Raw genomic sequence first — 15,545 nt, forward strand, 5'->3', positions numbered from 1 at the left:
CATTTCGCATTTTACGGGTAGTTTTTTCCCGGGAGGAAAGTCATGTCGAACGACGCGAACGACTCGAGCAGCAGCGAAGGGCGCTCGGGGGAGCGCGCGTTCGGACAAGGACGCCCGTCCCGGGGTGGAGGCTCCGCCGGCCGCGGGGACCGTCCCTTCCGTCGTGACGGCGAGGGTGGCGGGCGACCCCGCCGGGAGGGCGACCGCCCGTTCCGTCGCGAGGGCGACCGTCCCGCTCGTCGTGAAGGCGACAGCCGTCCGTTCCGGCGCGACGGTGAGCGTCCGGAGCGCCGCGAGGGAGACCGTCCGTTCCGTCGTGAGGGCGGGGATCGTCCGGTGCGCCGCGAGGGCGACCGTCCGTTCCGTCGTGAGGGCGAACGTCCGTTCCGTCGTGAGGGCGGGGATCGTCCGTTCCGCCGCGAAGGCGACCGTCCGGAGCGTCGTGACGGTGATCGTCCGGTCCGCCGCGAGGGAGATCGTCCGTTCCGTCATGACGGTGATCGGCCTGTTCGGCGTGACGGCGACAGTCGTCCGTTCCGTCGGGAGGGCGAGCGTCCTGCACGTCGTGACGGTGACCGTCCGGTCCGCCGCGAGAGCGACCGCCCGTTCCGTCGCGACGGCGAGGGCGCCGGTCGTCCGCGCCGTGACGGGGACGCTCGTCCTTTTCGTCGAGACGGGGACCGTCCCGCACAGCGTGGCGGAGAGAGCCGCCCCTATCGCGGCCAGGGCGAGGGGCGTCCCGCCTACCGGGGCTCCGACTCGCGTCCCGACCGCCGAGACGGCCAGTCGCGCGGGTTCGGAGATCGTCGACCGTCGGGCGATCGCCGCCCGGGTGCCGGTGCTCCCAAGCGCTTCGACCGTGAGGGCGCCCGCGCGACCCGGCCTCCGCAGGACCGTCGCGAACGTGGACCGGAGATCCCCGAGGACGTCACCGCCTTCGACCTCCCGGGTGCGGCGCGCAACGAGCTGAAAACCCTCAGCAAGGACAACGCCGACAACGTCGCCCGCCACCTCGCGATGGCCGCGCGGCTGATCGACGACGACCCCGAGCTCGCGCACCAGCACGCGCTGGCCGCCTCTCGGAGCGCCGGCCGCGTGGGCGTCGTCCGTGAGACGGTGGCGATCACCGCCTACGCCGTGGGCGACTTCGCTCTCGCTCTGCGCGAGCTGCGCACCCACCGTCGCATCACCGGCTCGGACGAGCAGCTCCCGCTGATCGTCGACAGCGAGCGCGGCGTGGGCCGCCCCGACCGCGCCCTCGAAGAGGGCCGCGCGGTCGACCGATCGACCCTGTCGACGCCCGTGCGCGTGCAGCTCGCGATCGCCATGTCGGGCGCACGTCTGGATCTCGGTCAGACCGAGCGCGCCCTGCAGGAACTTGAGATCCCCGAGGCCGACCCCGACCGTGCGTTCGAGTGGAGCCCCGCGTTGTTCTCGGCTCGCGCTGCGGTCCTCGAGGAGCTGGGGCGCGACGACGAGGCCGCCGAATGGCAGCGCCGCGCCGAGATCGCCTCCGACGCGCTCGACGCGGCATCGGGGGTCGCCGACCGCGAGGTCATCGTCGTCGAGGAGATCGACCTGATCGACGACGAGGGCGGTGTCGACGTGGCATCCGGGGTCATCCCCGTCGCCGATCCCGACGACGAGGCGCCCGTCGCCTCGGCACCCGCGGCTGAGGACGACGAGTCGGTCGGCGCAGGGGAGCCCGCCGCCGGCGACGACACGATCGCCACCGTCGCGGGTGACGCGGACGCGGAGGAGCAGCGATGATCTTCGGGCGGCGTGCGCCGGAGGCGACGCCGCTCGACGGGGTCGACGTCGTCCTCGCCGATCTCGACGGCGTCGTCTACGCCGGGCCGGGAGCGCTGCCGCACGCGGTGGACAGCCTCAATCGCGCGCAGAGCGAAGGACGGCGACTGGGCTACATCACCAACAACGCCTCGCGCACCGATGCGTCGGTCGCCGAGCATCTCACGTCGCTCGGTCTGCGCGTCGCGCCCGACGACGTGACCACTAGCCCGCAGGCCGCGATGCGTCTGATGACGCAGCTCGTGCCCGCCGGGTCGACCCTGCTCGTCGTCGGCGGGGAGGGGCTCGTCGTCGAGGTCGAGAAGGCGGGCTTCGTCGTCACGCGCAGCGCAGACGACCACCCGGCCGCGGTCGTGCAGGGTTTCGCGCCGGAGGTCGGGTGGAAGCACCTCGCCGAGGCGGCGTACGCGCTGGCCACGCCGATCGAGGACGGCGGCATCCCGTGGGTGGCGACGAACAGCGACTGGACCATCCCGCAGGCGCGCGGGATCGCGCCGGGAAACGGCACGCTCGTGTCGGCCGTGCACACGGCCGTGGGGCGTCTGGCGACGATCGCCGGCAAGCCCGAACGGCCGATCTTCGATGTCGCGGTCGCGCGCACCGGCGCGCAGTCGCCCCTGTTCATCGGCGACCGGCTCGACACCGACATCCAGGGTGCACGCACCGCGGAGATGCCCTCGCTCCTCGTGCTCACCGGCATCGATCGGCCGAAACAGGTGCTGGCCGCACCGCCGTCGCAGCGCCCCGACTACATCGTCGAGGACCTGCGGCAGCTGTTCGAGCCCTACCCGGCGACGATCGTCAAGGGCGACCGCACGCGCGTCGGCGACGCCGTGGTCGAGATCGACGGGGTCGACCTGCGCATCGTCGCGGCCGGCTCGCGGCAGATCGACCTGCTGCGTGCTGGGGCGGCGGCCATCTGGAACTCCGGGCGCGCCATCTTCGGCTTCCGCGTTCCCGAGCAGCTCTACGCCGACCCGTTCCGGGTGCGCTGACGTCGGTAGCATGGCATCCATGTCGGACAGCGCCGCCCCGGATGCCGCCCCCGAACTGATCGACCGCCTGCGCCTCATCGAGGAGCAACCGCTCGAGACGCGGGCGCAGGCCTACGCCGCCGTGCACGACGAGCTGGCGCGGCGTCTCGAGTCCGCGCCGACCGACGCGTCGTCGAGCCCGTGAGCCCGCGCCTCGACGCCGAGCTCGCCGCCCGGGGGCTCGCGCGCTCGCGTTCGCACGCCGCCCAGCTCATCGCCGGCGGTCTCGTGAGCGTCGACGGTCGCCCCGTCGTCAAGGCCTCCGCCCCCGTCTCGGACGACACCGTCATCGACGTCGCCGGCGATGATCACTACGTCAGTCGCGCCGCGCACAAGCTCCTCGCCGCCCTCGACGCCTTCCCCGTCGAGGTCGCATCCCGGGTCGCTCTCGACCTCGGGGCCTCGACCGGCGGCTTCACGCAGGTCCTGCGCGAGCGCGGGGCGCGTCCGGTGATGGCCGTCGACGTCGGCCATGGGCAGTTGTCCACCGTCGTGGCATCCGACGCCGACGTCGTGTCGGTCGAGGGGTATAACGTGCGGTTCATGACCGCCGACACGCTCGCCGCCGCCACGGGCGTCGATGCGCGCCCCGACGTGGTCACCGGGGACCTCTCGTTCATCTCGCTGGAGCATGTGCTCCCGGCGGTCGCCGCCACCGCCGCGCCCGACGCCGACGTGCTGCTGCTGATCAAGCCGCAGTTCGAGGTCGGTCGCACCGCCGTGAAGGGCGGGCTGGTGACCGACCCCGCGCTGCGCTCCGATGCCGTGCACGGCGTGCTGTGGTCCGCCTGGGATGCAGGACTGCGTACCGCCGGTCTCATCGCATCGCCGATCGTGGGAACGCACGGCAACCAGGAGTACGTCGCGTGGTTCTCGGCCGCCCACGGCACCGAGCCCTCAGAATGGGAGAGCACCGTGACCCGACTGACCGGAAGCCGATGACACCCAGCGATCGCCGAATCCTCCTCGTCGTCCACGCGCGCCGCGACGACACCGTCCACGCCGCCGAGCGCATCATCACCGCGGTGCGGGCGGCCGGGGCGACCCCCGTGGTCTCGGCCGAGGACCGCCCCGAGCTCGCGGAGCGTCTCACCCTCGAGGGCGTCGCGACGCTCGGCGACGACGTCGCGATCGACGACGTCGAGCTCGCCATCGTGCTCGGCGGCGACGGCACCATCCTGCGCGCCGCCGAGATGGTGCGCGGCGGGACCGTCCCCATCCTCGGCATCAACATGGGACACGTCGGCTTCCTCGCCGAGATCGAGCGCGACGACATGGACGACGCCGTCCGCCGTGTCATCGAGCGCGACTACACGGTGGAGGAGCGCCTGGCCCTGGCCGTCCGCGTCCTGGATGCCGACGACTCCGTCATCTACGAGACGTGGGCCCTCAACGAGGCGACGGTCGAGAAGGCCAGCCGCGAGCGCATGCTCGAAGTCGTGATGGAGGTCGACGGGCGCCCGCTGTCGTCGTTCGGCTGCGACGGGGTCGTCGTCGCCTCTCCCACCGGGTCGACGGCCTACAACTTCTCGGCGGGAGGCCCCGTCATCTGGCCCACCGTCGAGGCGATCGCCGTGGTGCCGCTGTCGGCGCACGCCCTGTTCGCCCGTCCACTGGTCGTGGGCCCCGACGCCATGGTGGCCGTCGAGGTGCTCGAGCGCACGAGCGGGAGCGGCATCCTGTGGTGCGACGGCCGACGCTCGCACGAGCTGCCCCTGGGCGCCCGCGTGATGGTGCGTCGGTCGTCGCGGCCGGTGCGCCTCGCGCGTCTGCACCCGGCCGCTTTCACCGACCGGCTCGTGCGCAAGTTCAGACTGCCGGTGACCGGGTGGCGCGGCTCGGCGGGAGGCGCGGCGTGATCGAGGAGATGCGCCTGAAAGACCTCGGCGTGATCGCGGACGCGACACTGCCGATCGGTCGGGGCTTCACCGCCATCACCGGCGAGACCGGCGCAGGCAAGACCATGGTCGTCACCGGGCTGGGACTGCTGCTCGGTCAGCGCGCCGATTCGGGAGCCGTGCGCTCAGGGGCGGCCCAGGCCGCCGTCGAGGGCGTCTGGATCGTGCCCGAGGACGGTCCCGTCGTCGAGCGCGTGCGCGAGGCCGGGGGAGACGTCGAACCCGTGGGCGACGGCGCCGCCGAGCTCTACCTCGGCCGCACCGTCTCGAGCGAAGGACGCGGCCGGGCGACCGTGGGCGGCCGTACCGCTCCGGCCGGTGTGCTCGCCGACCTCGCCGACGACCTCGTGGTCGTTCACGGTCAGTCCGACCAGCTGCGGCTGCGGTCGGCATCGGCCCAGCGCGAGGCGCTCGACCGTTTCGGCGGCGAAGCCGTGGCGAGCGCGCGCAGTCGCTACCGTGCCGCATGGGACGAGTGGCGCGCGCTCGACGCCGAGCTGACCACGCTCACGACCGACCGCGACGATCGAGCGCGCGAGGCCGCACAGCTGCGTGCCGCGATCGCCGAGATCGAAGCTGCGGCGCCCCTCCCCGGAGAGGACGAGGAGCTCGCCCGTCGGGCCGAGCGCCTCGCGAACGCCGAGGAGCTGCGCGTCGCGGCCGTCACCGCCCACGCGGCGCTGTCGAACGACGACGGCTCTCCCGACGTCGTGACGCTGCTCGCCGAAGCCCGGCGCGCACTGGAGCGCATCGCGGGCAGCGACGACGCCCTCGCCGCCATCGCCGAGACCGTGGCCGACCTCGGCTATCGGGCGACCGACGCCTCGGTCGCGTTGTCGGGCTACCTCGCCGACCTCGACGAGTCCGGCCCGCACGAGCTCGCGGCCGTCGACGAACGCCGCGGCGTGCTGGCGGGTCTGGCCCGCACGCATGGATCGGTGGATGCCGCGATCGCGCTGCTCGAGACGGGCTCGGCTCGTCTGGTCGAGCTCGACGACGACGGCGACCGCATCGAACGCCTCGGCGTGCGTCGCGACGAGGCGGCCGCCGCGCTCGACGCGGCTGCCGACGCGCTCACCGCCGCGCGGCGGGAAGCGGCCGCACGCCTCGGCGCGGCCGTGACCGAAGAGCTGCACGCGCTCGCGCTGCCGGACGCGGCTCTGACGGTCGAGGTGGCCCCAGCCGCCCCCGCCGGCCACGGACGCGACGAGGTGTCGATCCTGCTCGCCCCGCACCCCGGCGCCGACCCGCGGCCGGTCTCGCGTGGAGCATCCGGGGGCGAGCTCAGCCGCGTCATGCTCGCGATCGAGGTCGTCATCGCCGGGGTCGACCCGGTGCCCACCTTCGTGTTCGACGAGGTGGATGCCGGTATCGGCGGGGCAGCGGCGATCGAGGTCGGACGCCGCTTGGCGCGTCTCGCCGAATCGTCGCAGGTCATCGCGGTCACCCACCTCGCCCAAGTCGCCGCGTTCGCCGGGAACCACCTCACCGTGGTGAAAGGCAACGACGGTGCGGTGACGGCATCCAGTGTCCGACGGCTCGACGGAGCCGAACGCGAAGCCGAGATGGCCCGCCTGCTGTCGGGGCTCAGCGACTCCGAGGCCGCGCTCACCCACGCCCGCGAACTGCTGGAGACCGGGCGCAGCCGATGACCGACGCCCCCGACGACGCGCTCACGGCGCCGCCGGAGGCGACACATCTCCCCCCGCCACGGCACACCCCGTTGTGGGCCGCGCTGTCGCGCCTGCTCGAACGCCTCGAGTCGTGGCTGCGCTCGCACGGCGGCACGCGACTGCGCCGCGGCATCCAGATCTTCTGGGCGGCGGTGACCGCGATCGGCATCCTGCTGCTGGTGGGTCCGGTCATCAACGCGCCCCTCACGTTCGACGACATCACCTCGTCGGCCGGCGATGCCACGAGCACCTGGATCGCGAAGGACTTCTCGGCCGATTACACCCTCGCCCGCGGCAACGAGGGCGAGTTGGTCGTGACCGTGCGCGAGAGCTTCACGGCGGTGTTTCCCGACGATGTCGACGAGGACGCGATCGAACGCGTCGTCGCGACGCAGTACGAGGGGCACGACCTCGCCCCGAGGCTCGTCGGCGCCCGCCTCGACGGGCGCCCGATCGACCCGCGCGTGACGACGGGGCCCACCCGGACGACGTACACGATCGACGCGGGAGGACGCTTCACCGGCTCGCACCCGGTCGAGCTGACCTACGTGCTCACCGATGTCGCCTACGACGACCGCGACCTGTCGTCGGATCTTCCGTACCAGGTGCTGCAGTGGGACGTGTTCGGGCCGGAGTGGCCGCACGGGGTGTCGGGAAGTGCGCTGCGCGTCAACGTCCCGCGCGACCTCGCCGACGCTTTCGCCCGGCAGCCCACCTCGGGGATCGCGTGGTTGCTGGTGAGCGGGTCGGTGACCATGGAGCCCGAGGACGCGGCATCCGAACCGCTCGTCTACGAGGTGGACAACGACCAGAACATCCCGCCGCACGGGTCTTTCTGGTTCACCATGCGTTTCGCACCCGGGACCTTCGCGATGCCGGGACCGTCACCGCTGTTCTTCGTGCAGGCGTACGGGCCGTTCGTCCCGCTGCTGCTGCTCGCGGCGGGCGTGCTGTTCGCCCTCGCGGCGCGCACCGTGGCCTGGGGAGACGCGCGCGGCCGGGCCTGGTTCGTCCCCGAGTCATCGCCGCGCCGAGGGAGCTCGCTCGCCCTCGACGCGCGCCTCTGGGGCGCCCGACGCACCGCCGCGATCGCCGAAGCGCTCGAGGAGTGGCGGCGTTCGCCGACCGATCCGCGCCTGACCCGGCGCCTCGCCCGCGCCGGGTACCGAGCGGGCCGGTGGGGCGACCTCATACCTTCGTGGCGCGCCTTCCGCTTCTCTCCCGCGTGGAGGAAGCAGTTCGACGACGGTCTGCGCCGGGTGCCGAGCGGGTTCGTCCGAGACGCCTTCCTCGGCGGCGCCGTCGCCCTGACCGCTCTGCAGCTGGGGCTTGCTCGGCAGCTGTCGCATCAGCGCGCGCTCACGCTCGAGTGGTGGCCTCCCGTCGCCGCGGCCCTGGCCGTGGTGCTCGCGATCGCCGTCTTCGCCATCGCCCTGAGCGCTCGCCCGCTCACCCGCGCTGGTGCCCTCGCCCGTGAGCACCTGCTCGGCCAGCGCCTGCACCTGCGAACGACGCTCGCGGCGGAGCGCACCCCTCTGCGTTCGGCCGACCTGCCGTACGTCCTTCTCTTCGAACGGCCCCGCGCGGCCGGCCGGTTGGTCCGCCGCCTGCTCGCCCGGGAAGGCATCGGCCGACGAGCCGGCGCCGACCCCGCGTTCTTCGGCCCGGGCAGGCTCAGCGTACGCGCCCTGGCCCTCGCCGTGGTGGCCGGGGCGGTGGCGCTGGCGTTCCTGACCCCTGCGGCGACGAGCCATGCCCCCGACCAGGACGACGTCCTCGAGGGTGTGTCGGGGGACTACGGCGTGGGCGTCACCGACGCCGACATCGAGGCCGCGCTCACACGCGGCGACGACGGCGCAGCACGACTGGAGGTCGTCGAGCGGCTGCGGGCCACGGTGATCGGCAATCTGCGCGCGGTGCCGCAGGTGACCCGCGCGTGGCGCGATGTCGTCGACGGTCACGATCAGGGGCTGCGCGTCGAGGCGATCGCCATCGACGGCGAGGACGTCCCCTTCGTGCAGAGCCGCCGCCTGGACCATGCGGTGGTGCAGACGCGCCTTCCCGACGACTGGGCGGGCGAGCACGACGTGGAGGTGCGGTACGCGCTGGAGCGGCCCGTGGTCGCGGCTGACGGGCCCGTCGACCAGCTCACGTGGACGGCCCTGATGCCGTGGTGGTCGTCGTCGTGGGAGCTCGTCGACGTCGATACGGAACGGCTGCGCGTGGCGCTGACCCTCTCGGACGAGCTCGCCGATCGTCTCGTCGACGGATCGGGGTGGCTCGACCAGTCGCCGTATCGCCCCTCGGCGCCGCCCGTCCCCCTCGGCGAGAGCCTGCAGCGCGGGGCGGACACCGTCATCGCCTTCGACGAGAGGAGCGACGAGGAATTCGAGCGGAACAGTCTCTGGCCGTCGTCCTCGCAGTTCGCCGGGCTGGAGCTGCGTTTCGCGGCGGATACGTTCGCCGCGTCCCCGCCGCCGGGCATCGGGCACCGCCTATGGACCGCACTGCCCTGGGTGATCGGTCCTCTGCTCGCCGTGCTGGCGATCGTGCTCGGGCTCATCGGGGCACCCGCGGGCAGCCGGGTCGGCCTCCGACGCGACATCGCGCGCTGGCTCCCCCTGAGCCTCACCGTCGCTCAGGTGTTCCTCGTCGGCTGGGCCTCCGGCGAGGCGACGGACGAGGATCCGATCGTGCCCGTCGTGCTCGTCCCGCTGGGGCTGTCGATCGTGGTCGTCATCATCGCCTTCGTCGCCACGCGGCGGCCGAAACCCGGCAAGGGACGTCCGCCGACGGCGTCGTCCCCACCGCCGAGCACGGCGCGGCCCGGCCGGAAGAAGCGACGACGCGCGATCGACACACGGGCGTGACGCCGATGTCGGACGGTGCTGCCAGACTTCCGGACGAACCCCCGAACGCGACTGATAGGATCGAAGCCCGTGATGCAGACTTCGGACGCGGGACACTCAGACGACACGACCTTCACGACGAAGCACATCTTCGTCACCGGAGGAGTGGTCTCCTCCCTGGGGAAGGGCCTGACGGCGGCCAGCCTCGGCAACCTCCTCACGGCTCGCGGACTGCGCGTGGTCATGCAGAAGCTCGACCCGTACCTCAACGTCGATCCGGGCACGATGAACCCGTTCCAGCACGGTGAGGTCTTCGTCACCGACGACGGCGCCGAGACCGACCTCGACATCGGTCACTACGAGCGCTTCCTCGACATCGAGCTGAGCCAGGCGGCCAACGTCACCACCGGGCAGATCTACTCGCAGGTGATCGCGCGCGAGCGTCGTGGCGAGTACCTCGGCGACACCGTGCAGGTCATCCCGCACATCACCGACGAGATCAAGCGCCGCATGCGCCTGCAGGCCAGCGAGCAGCCGCAGCCCGACGTCATCATCACCGAGATCGGCGGTACCGTCGGCGACATCGAGTCCCAGCCCTTCATCGAGTCCGCCCGCCAGATCCGCCACGAGCTCGGCCGCAAGAACGTCTTCTTCGTGCACGTCTCGCTCGTGCCGTTCATGGGCGCCTCGGGCGAGCAGAAGACCAAGCCCACCCAGCACTCCGTGGCCACGCTGCGCTCGATCGGCATCCAGCCCGACGCCCTGGTGCTGCGCAGCGACCGGCCCGTCACCGAGTCCAACAAGCGCAAGATCGCGCTCATGTGCGACGTCGACGAAGATGCGGTCGTCAACGCGATCGACGTGCCGAGCATCTACGACATCCCCACGATGATGCACGATCAGGGTCTCGACGCCTACATCGTCGACGCGCTCGACATCGCCAAGGCCGCCGACGTCGACTGGTCGCGCTGGAACCGCGTGCTGCAGGCGGTGCACAACCCCAAGCACGAGGTCACCATCGGGCTGGTCGGCAAGTACATCGACCTGCCCGACGCCTACCTCTCCGTCACCGAGGCGATCAAGGCCGGCGGTTTCGGGCAGGAGACGCATGTGAAGATCACGTGGATCCCCTCCGACCTGTGCGAGACGCCCGAGGGTGCGGCCAAGGCGCTCGGCGCGGTCGACGGCATCATCGTGCCCGGTGGCTTCGGCATCCGCGGCATCGAGGGCAAGCTCGGCGCCCTCCGCTTCGCCCGCGAGCAGGGCATCCCCACGCTGGGCATCTGCCTCGGCCTGCAGTGCATGGTCATCGAATACGCGCGCACGGTCGCGGGCCTCGAGGGGGCGTCGTCGAGCGAGTTCGATCCCGACACCGCGCACCCGGTCGTGGCGACCATGGCCGAGCAGGTCGACATCCTCGAGAGCGGCGACCTGGGCGGCACGATGCGCCTGGGCCTGTACCCCGCGGCGCTCGCCGAGGGCTCCCTGGCCGCCGAGGTGTACGGCGCGAACAGCATCTCCGAGCGCCACCGCCACCGCTACGAGGTGAACAACGCCTACCGTCAGCAGCTGAGCGACGCCGGTCTCGTGTTCTCGGGACTGAACCCCGACCTCGACCTCGTCGAGTTCGTCGAGCTGCCGCGCGACGTGCACCCGTACTACATCGCCACCCAGGCCCACCCCGAGCTGCGCTCGCGTCCGACCGAGCCGCACCCGCTGTTCCGCGGGCTCGTCGGTGCCGCTCTCGAGCGCCACCGCTCGAGCGAGCTGTTCGACGTCGAGGAGGACTGACGTGTCCGACCAGCTGCGCGACGAGCGCGTCGACCTCGAGGTCGTCTCCAGCGAGCTCGTCTACGAGGGGGCGGTGTGGGATGTGCGGTCCGACACGGTGCGCTACGGCGACGGCGAGATGACGCGTCAGTACGTCGAGCACCCGGGGGCCGCGGCCGTCGTGGCCATCGACGACGACGAGAACGTCGTGCTGATCCAGCAGTACCGCCACCCCATCAAGGAACGCGATTGGGAGATCCCGGCGGGTCTGCTCGACGTCGAGGGCGAGCCGCCGCTCGAGACGGCGAAGCGCGAACTGACCGAGGAGGTCGACCTCGAGGCCGACCGGTGGCAGCACCTCGTCTCGATGCACACCACCCCCGGCGGCAACGACGAGGTCGTGCACCTCTTCCTCGCCCGCGGCCTGCGCTCCGTCGAGACCGACTACGAGCGTGAGCACGAGGAGTCCGACATGCGCGTCGAGCGCGTGGCACTCGCCGACGTGATCGACGCCGTGCTCGCGGGGCGCCTGCGCAACGGCATCCTGGCCACCGGCGCCCTGGCCGCCGCCGAGGTGCTGCGCCGCGAGGCCTCCGCCCGCTGACGTGGAGCTCGAGCGCGCGGTCGAGACCTATCTGCGGCACGTCGCGCTCGAACGCGGGCTGTCCGATCACACCGTCGCGGCCTACCGTCGCGACCTTGCGCTGTACACGCAGTGGCTTGGCGCGCGCGGGGTCGGCGGGGTGGATGCCGTCACCCCGGCGCTGATCGCCGACTTCGCCGCCGAGCGGGCCTCGGCCGAGCCCCCGCCGGCGTCGTCGTCGCTCGCACGGCTGCAGTCGTCGGTGCGGGGGCTGCACCGCTTCCTCGTGCGCGAGGGGCGCGTCGACACCGACCCCAGCTCGCGGTTGCGTCCGCCGAAGGCCCCGCAACGCCTGCCGAAGGCCCTCACGATCGCGCAGATCACCGAGCTGCTGGATGCCGCCGGCCCCGCGCCCGGATCGGCGGACGCCTCCGCGGCGGAACCGGCCGCGGTGCGAGATCGCGCCCTGCTCGAGCTGCTGTACGCGACCGGAGCGCGGGTATCGGAGATCGTGCAGCTCGACGTCGACGATCTCGCCCACGGCGACATGCTGCGGGTGCGCGGCAAGGGCGACAAGGAACGCGTCGTCCCGGTCGGCTCCTACGCGCGGTCGGCGATCGAGGCGTACCTGACGCGCGTGCGTCCGGCGCTCGCGGCGAAGGGACGCGCCACCCCGAAGCTGTTCCTCGGGGTGCGGGGAGCGCCGCTCTCGCGCCAGAGCGCCTGGCTGATCATCCAGGCCGCGGCCGAGAACGCCGGGCTCACCGCCCACGTTTCGCCGCACACCCTGCGGCACTCGTTCGCGACCCACCTGCTGCAGGGCGGCGCCGACGTCCGGGTCGTGCAGGAGCTGCTCGGGCACGCCTCGGTCGCCACCACGCAGATCTACACGCACGTGTCGGTCGACGCGTTGCGCGACGTCTACGCCGGGGCGCATCCGCGGGCGCGGTGACGAAGGCACAGGGCGGAGTCGGCCCGGGCCGCAGCACGTGCGATGCCGCGTGAGCGCACGAAGCCCCCGACGACCGTCGTCATCCGGCGGACGGGTTTGCCGCCCGTCGGTTCCTGCGCAAACATCGGGTGGGCGCGTCGGCGGCTCATGCACGGCTCTGACGCACGCATGACGAATGAGACGAGGGATCGACGATGGTCGCACAGCACGAACATCGGTGGGGGCGGGCAGTGTCCGGGGCGGCGGCTCTGTTTGCGCTCGTGCCGTGGGCGGTCTTGAGCTGGATGTGGGGCTTCATCCTGTTCATGAGCCTGTGGGGGACCAGCGTGAGGGGTGAGGAGAACGTCACCGCGATGATCGCAGCTGTGCTCTTCTTCGCGGCCCTCGGATTCTGTGTTCTCGCGGGCCTGGCGCTCGCTCACCGGACGCGATTCTCCCGCGGAAGCGGCTTCGTCGTCGCTCTCCTCGTCGCGATCGTCTGGACGGGCAGCGTCGTCGCCTGGATGGTTCACGGCGGGTTGAGCGCACTCCCGCCACTCCCCACGCCCATCTGGCTCGCCGTCGGCACGGGCTTCACCGTTCCCGTCGCTGCCGTCGGGGTTCTCGTGATGATGGTCGAGGCCGCCGTGCGACGCCGGCGCAACCGGCTCTCGTCACCGGGTGCGCGGGCTGACCTGCGTCCGTCGCACACCGATCGCTTTGAGAAACTAGGGGGATGACCGCCACCCTCGTCGCGCAGGGCCTCGCCGGGGGCTACGGACACCGCACGCTCTTCGACGGCGTCGACCTCACCGTCGCGCCGGGTGACGTGATCGGCGTGGTGGGGGCGAACGGTGCGGGCAAGTCGACGCTGCTGCGCCTTCTCGCCGGAGCGGACGAGCCGCAGGCCGGGACGATCAGCCTCGCCCCGGCCGACGCGTTCGTCGGGTGGCTCCCGCAGGAGCACGAGCGCCTGCCCGGCGAGACCGTGGCGCAGTACATCGCCCGCCGCACCGGCTGCGCCGACGCGACGCAGGAGATGGATGCCACGGCCGCGGCCCTCGGAGATCCCGGCGCCGTCGGCGCCGACGACGCCTACGCCTCGGCCCTGGAACGGTGGCTTGCGAGCGGAGCGGCCGACCTCGACGAGCGGATGCCGGTCGTGCTCGCCGACCTCGGCCTCGACGTCGGTCCTGACGCCCTCATGACCGGTCTTTCCGGAGGCCAGGCGGCGCGCGTGGGGCTGGCCGCCCTGCTGCTGTCGCGCTTCGACATCGCGCTGCTCGACGAACCGACCAACGACCTCGACCTCGACGGCCTCGAGCGCCTCGAGGCGTTCGTGCGGGGGCTCCGAGGCGGCGTGGTGCTGGTCAGCCACGACCGGGAGTTCCTCGCCCGCTCGGTCACCCGCGTGCTCGAACTCGACCTCGCGCAGAACGCGCACCGCGTGTACGGCGGCGGCTACGACGCGTATCTCGAGGAGCGCGCGACCCTGCGGCGCCAGGCGCGGGAGAAATACGAGGAATACGCCGACACGAAGGCCGATCTCGTCGCTCGCGCGCGGACGCAGCGGGAGTGGTCGAGCCAGGGTGTGCGCAACGCGATGAAGAAGGCGCCCGACAACGACAAGATCCGGCGCAAGGCCGCGACCGAGTCGAGCGAGAAGCAGGCGCAGAAGGTGCGGCAGATGGAGAGCCGGATCGCGCGGCTCGAGGAGGTCGAGGAGCCCCGCAAGGAATGGCAGCTCGAGTTCACCATCGGGTCGGCGCCGCGGTCCAGTTCCGTCGTCTCCACCCTCTCGGGGGCGGTCTTCCGGCAGGGCGGTTTCACGCTCGGACCCGTCTCGCTCCAGGTGAACGCCGGGGATCGGATCGGCATCACCGGCCCGAACGGTGCCGGCAAATCGACGCTGCTGCGTGGCATCCTGGGCCGCCAGACGCCGGATGAGGGGACGGCGAGCCTGGGCGCGAGCGTCGAGATCGGCGAGATCGATCAAGCGCGATCGCTGTTGGTGGGCGAGCGGCCGTTGGCCGAGACGTTCGAGGGCTTCGTGCCGGAGCTGAACTCGGGGGAGGTGCGCACGCTGCTCGCCAAGTTCGGCCTCAAGGCCGACCACGTCACCCGGCCGGTCGACGGCCTCTCACCGGGGGAGCGCACGCGAGCGGGTCTGGCCCTGCTGCAGGCGCGCGGCGTCAACGTGCTCGTGCTCGACGAGCCGACCAACCACCTCGACCTGCCCGCGATCGAGCAGCTGGAGCAGGCGCTGGAGTCCTACACCGGCACCCTGCTGCTCGTCACGCACGACCGGCGCATGCTCGCCGCCGTGCAGACCGACCGGCGCTGGCGCGTCGAGGCCGGGGTCGTCACCGAGCAATAGGGCTCGTGCCGTCGTGGGCCACCGATGAACGCCCGCTGCCCCGGAAACGCCCTCCGAGGGCGTTTCTCCGTGCAGCGAGCGTTCATCGATCGGGGGCTCAGCGGCCCTGGCGCTTCTTGTAGGGCTTGGGCTGGCCCTTCACGATCGGGGCGCGGCCCTTGCCCTTGTTGGCCTTGGCCTTGCCTCCGCCGGGAGCCTTCTGCTTCGGCGCGGGCGGTGGCGCGTCGGCGATGCGGCGGCGCGCCTCCTCGAGCAGGAGCTCGCCGGCCGGCAGGAGCCGCGTCGGCGCGGTGCGCTGCACCAGCGGCTGGCCGACCTCCTCCTCGAGCTTGTCGAGGGTCGTGTACAGCGATGCGAGGGGGATGCGCAGCTTCTCGGCCGCGCGCGGGAAGTGCAGCTCCTCGGCGAGGGCGGCGAACCGGACGAGGTGCTCGAGCTTCATGGCATCCATTCTCCCGTGCCGGACGGCCACGCTCGACGGCGACGGGGCCCGGGCGGTGGCGCGGGCGCGAGAACACACGATCGGGTCGAGAGCGCACGATGGGTGGCGTACGGATCGTGCGCTCTCGTGCGCATCGTGTGATGTCGGTGAGGCGGGGCCGTCCCGCGACGCCGGGGCCC

Annotated in this window: 14 protein-coding genes; 12 read left to right on the forward strand and 2 right to left on the reverse strand. The window is 72.2% G+C overall.

All coding sequences use genetic code 11. From position 1 onward, the window contains the following. Nucleotides 1–1,065: hypothetical protein (locus tag Q9R20_RS08825; protein ID WP_311248996.1), on the reverse strand; the 1,065-nt coding region annotated here is incomplete at its 3' end. On the opposite strand from Q9R20_RS08825, the gene Q9R20_RS08830 reads away from it, so the two are divergent. The 12 genes from Q9R20_RS08830 (at nt 1,018) to Q9R20_RS08885 (ending at nt 14,924) form a co-directional block, all read left to right on the forward strand. After that, entirely contained in the window at nt 1,018–1,770 is a 753-nt protein-coding gene (locus Q9R20_RS08830; protein ID WP_311248997.1) for a hypothetical protein, read from the forward strand. The genes Q9R20_RS08825 and Q9R20_RS08830 overlap by 48 nt on opposite strands. After that, the gene (locus Q9R20_RS08835; RefSeq protein WP_311248998.1) at nt 1,767–2,804 is read left to right on the forward strand and encodes an HAD-IIA family hydrolase; all 1,038 of its coding nucleotides are present in this window, start codon (nt 1,767–1,769) and stop codon (nt 2,802–2,804) included. The genes Q9R20_RS08830 and Q9R20_RS08835 overlap by 4 nt, the downstream gene beginning before the upstream one ends. Nucleotides 2,805–2,823: 19 nt before the next feature. Next, nucleotides 2,824–2,988: a hypothetical protein gene (locus tag Q9R20_RS08840; RefSeq protein WP_311248999.1), complete on the forward strand. Its 165-nt coding sequence runs from the start codon at nt 2,824–2,826 to the stop codon at nt 2,986–2,988. Next, the gene (locus Q9R20_RS08845; protein WP_311249000.1) at nt 2,985–3,785 is read left to right on the forward strand and encodes a TlyA family RNA methyltransferase; all 801 of its coding nucleotides are present in this window, start codon (nt 2,985–2,987) and stop codon (nt 3,783–3,785) included. The genes Q9R20_RS08840 and Q9R20_RS08845 overlap by 4 nt, the downstream gene beginning before the upstream one ends. Beyond that, on the forward strand, nt 3,782–4,702 hold the full coding sequence (locus Q9R20_RS08850; RefSeq protein ID WP_311249001.1) for an NAD kinase: 921 nt from the start codon (nt 3,782–3,784) through the stop codon (nt 4,700–4,702). Before Q9R20_RS08845 ends, Q9R20_RS08850 begins: the two co-directional genes overlap by 4 nt. Then, a complete protein-coding gene (recN, locus tag Q9R20_RS08855; RefSeq protein ID WP_311249002.1) occupies nt 4,699–6,393 on the forward strand; it encodes a DNA repair protein RecN in 1,695 nt (564 codons plus the stop codon). The genes Q9R20_RS08850 and recN overlap by 4 nt, the downstream gene beginning before the upstream one ends. Next, entirely contained in the window at nt 6,390–9,284 is a 2,895-nt protein-coding gene (locus Q9R20_RS08860; RefSeq protein ID WP_311249003.1) for a hypothetical protein, read from the forward strand. The genes recN and Q9R20_RS08860 overlap by 4 nt, the downstream gene beginning before the upstream one ends. 72 nt (nt 9,285–9,356) lie before the next feature. Next, nucleotides 9,357–11,054: a CTP synthase gene (locus Q9R20_RS08865; RefSeq protein WP_311249445.1), complete on the forward strand. Its 1,698-nt coding sequence runs from the start codon at nt 9,357–9,359 to the stop codon at nt 11,052–11,054. Nucleotide 11,055: 1 nt separating this feature from the next. Beyond that, nucleotides 11,056–11,637, forward strand: coding sequence for an NUDIX hydrolase (locus tag Q9R20_RS08870; protein ID WP_311249004.1), 582 nt, complete (start codon nt 11,056–11,058; stop codon nt 11,635–11,637). Nucleotide 11,638: 1 nt separating this feature from the next. Continuing rightward, entirely contained in the window at nt 11,639–12,568 is a 930-nt protein-coding gene (gene xerD, locus Q9R20_RS08875; RefSeq protein WP_311249005.1) for a site-specific tyrosine recombinase XerD, read from the forward strand. A 260-nt stretch (nt 12,569–12,828) separates the two neighbouring features. After that, complete coding sequence (locus Q9R20_RS08880) at nt 12,829–13,287, forward strand: hypothetical protein (RefSeq protein ID WP_311249006.1); 459 nt, start codon at nt 12,829–12,831, stop codon at nt 13,285–13,287. Next, on the forward strand, nt 13,284–14,924 hold the full coding sequence (locus Q9R20_RS08885; RefSeq protein ID WP_311249007.1) for an ABC-F family ATP-binding cassette domain-containing protein: 1,641 nt from the start codon (nt 13,284–13,286) through the stop codon (nt 14,922–14,924). Before Q9R20_RS08880 ends, Q9R20_RS08885 begins: the two co-directional genes overlap by 4 nt. A 97-nt stretch (nt 14,925–15,021) precedes the next feature. Here the strand turns inward: Q9R20_RS08885 and Q9R20_RS08890 are convergent, their stop codons facing one another. Then, a complete protein-coding gene (locus tag Q9R20_RS08890; RefSeq protein WP_311249008.1) occupies nt 15,022–15,366 on the reverse strand; it encodes a LysR family transcriptional regulator in 345 nt (114 codons plus the stop codon). Nucleotides 15,367–15,545: the final 179 nt, after the last annotated feature.

The sequence above is a fragment of the Microbacterium sp. PRF11 genome (assembly GCF_031844085.1).
In the GTDB taxonomy this organism is placed as follows: Bacteria; Actinomycetota; Actinomycetes; order Actinomycetales; family Microbacteriaceae; genus Microbacterium.

What these genes read in the sequence shown, in the direction of transcription:
- Q9R20_RS08885 (WP_311249007.1), top strand. Translation starts at nt 13,284, where the DNA reads ATGACCGCCACCCTCGTCGCGCAGGGCCTCGCCGGGGGCTACGGACAC.
- Q9R20_RS08850 (WP_311249001.1), top strand. Translation starts at nt 3,782, where the DNA reads ATGACACCCAGCGATCGCCGAATCCTCCTCGTCGTCCACGCGCGCCGC.
- Q9R20_RS08890 (WP_311249008.1), bottom strand. Translation starts at nt 15,366, where the DNA reads ATGAAGCTCGAGCACCTCGTCCGGTTCGCCGCCCTCGCCGAGGAGCTG.
- Q9R20_RS08840 (WP_311248999.1), top strand. Translation starts at nt 2,824, where the DNA reads ATGTCGGACAGCGCCGCCCCGGATGCCGCCCCCGAACTGATCGACCGC.
- Q9R20_RS08830 (WP_311248997.1), top strand. Translation starts at nt 1,018, where the DNA reads ATGGCCGCGCGGCTGATCGACGACGACCCCGAGCTCGCGCACCAGCAC.
- Q9R20_RS08835 (WP_311248998.1), top strand. Translation starts at nt 1,767, where the DNA reads ATGATCTTCGGGCGGCGTGCGCCGGAGGCGACGCCGCTCGACGGGGTC.
- Q9R20_RS08865 (WP_311249445.1), top strand. Translation starts at nt 9,357, where the DNA reads ATGCAGACTTCGGACGCGGGACACTCAGACGACACGACCTTCACGACG.
- Q9R20_RS08860 (WP_311249003.1), top strand. Translation starts at nt 6,390, where the DNA reads ATGACCGACGCCCCCGACGACGCGCTCACGGCGCCGCCGGAGGCGACA.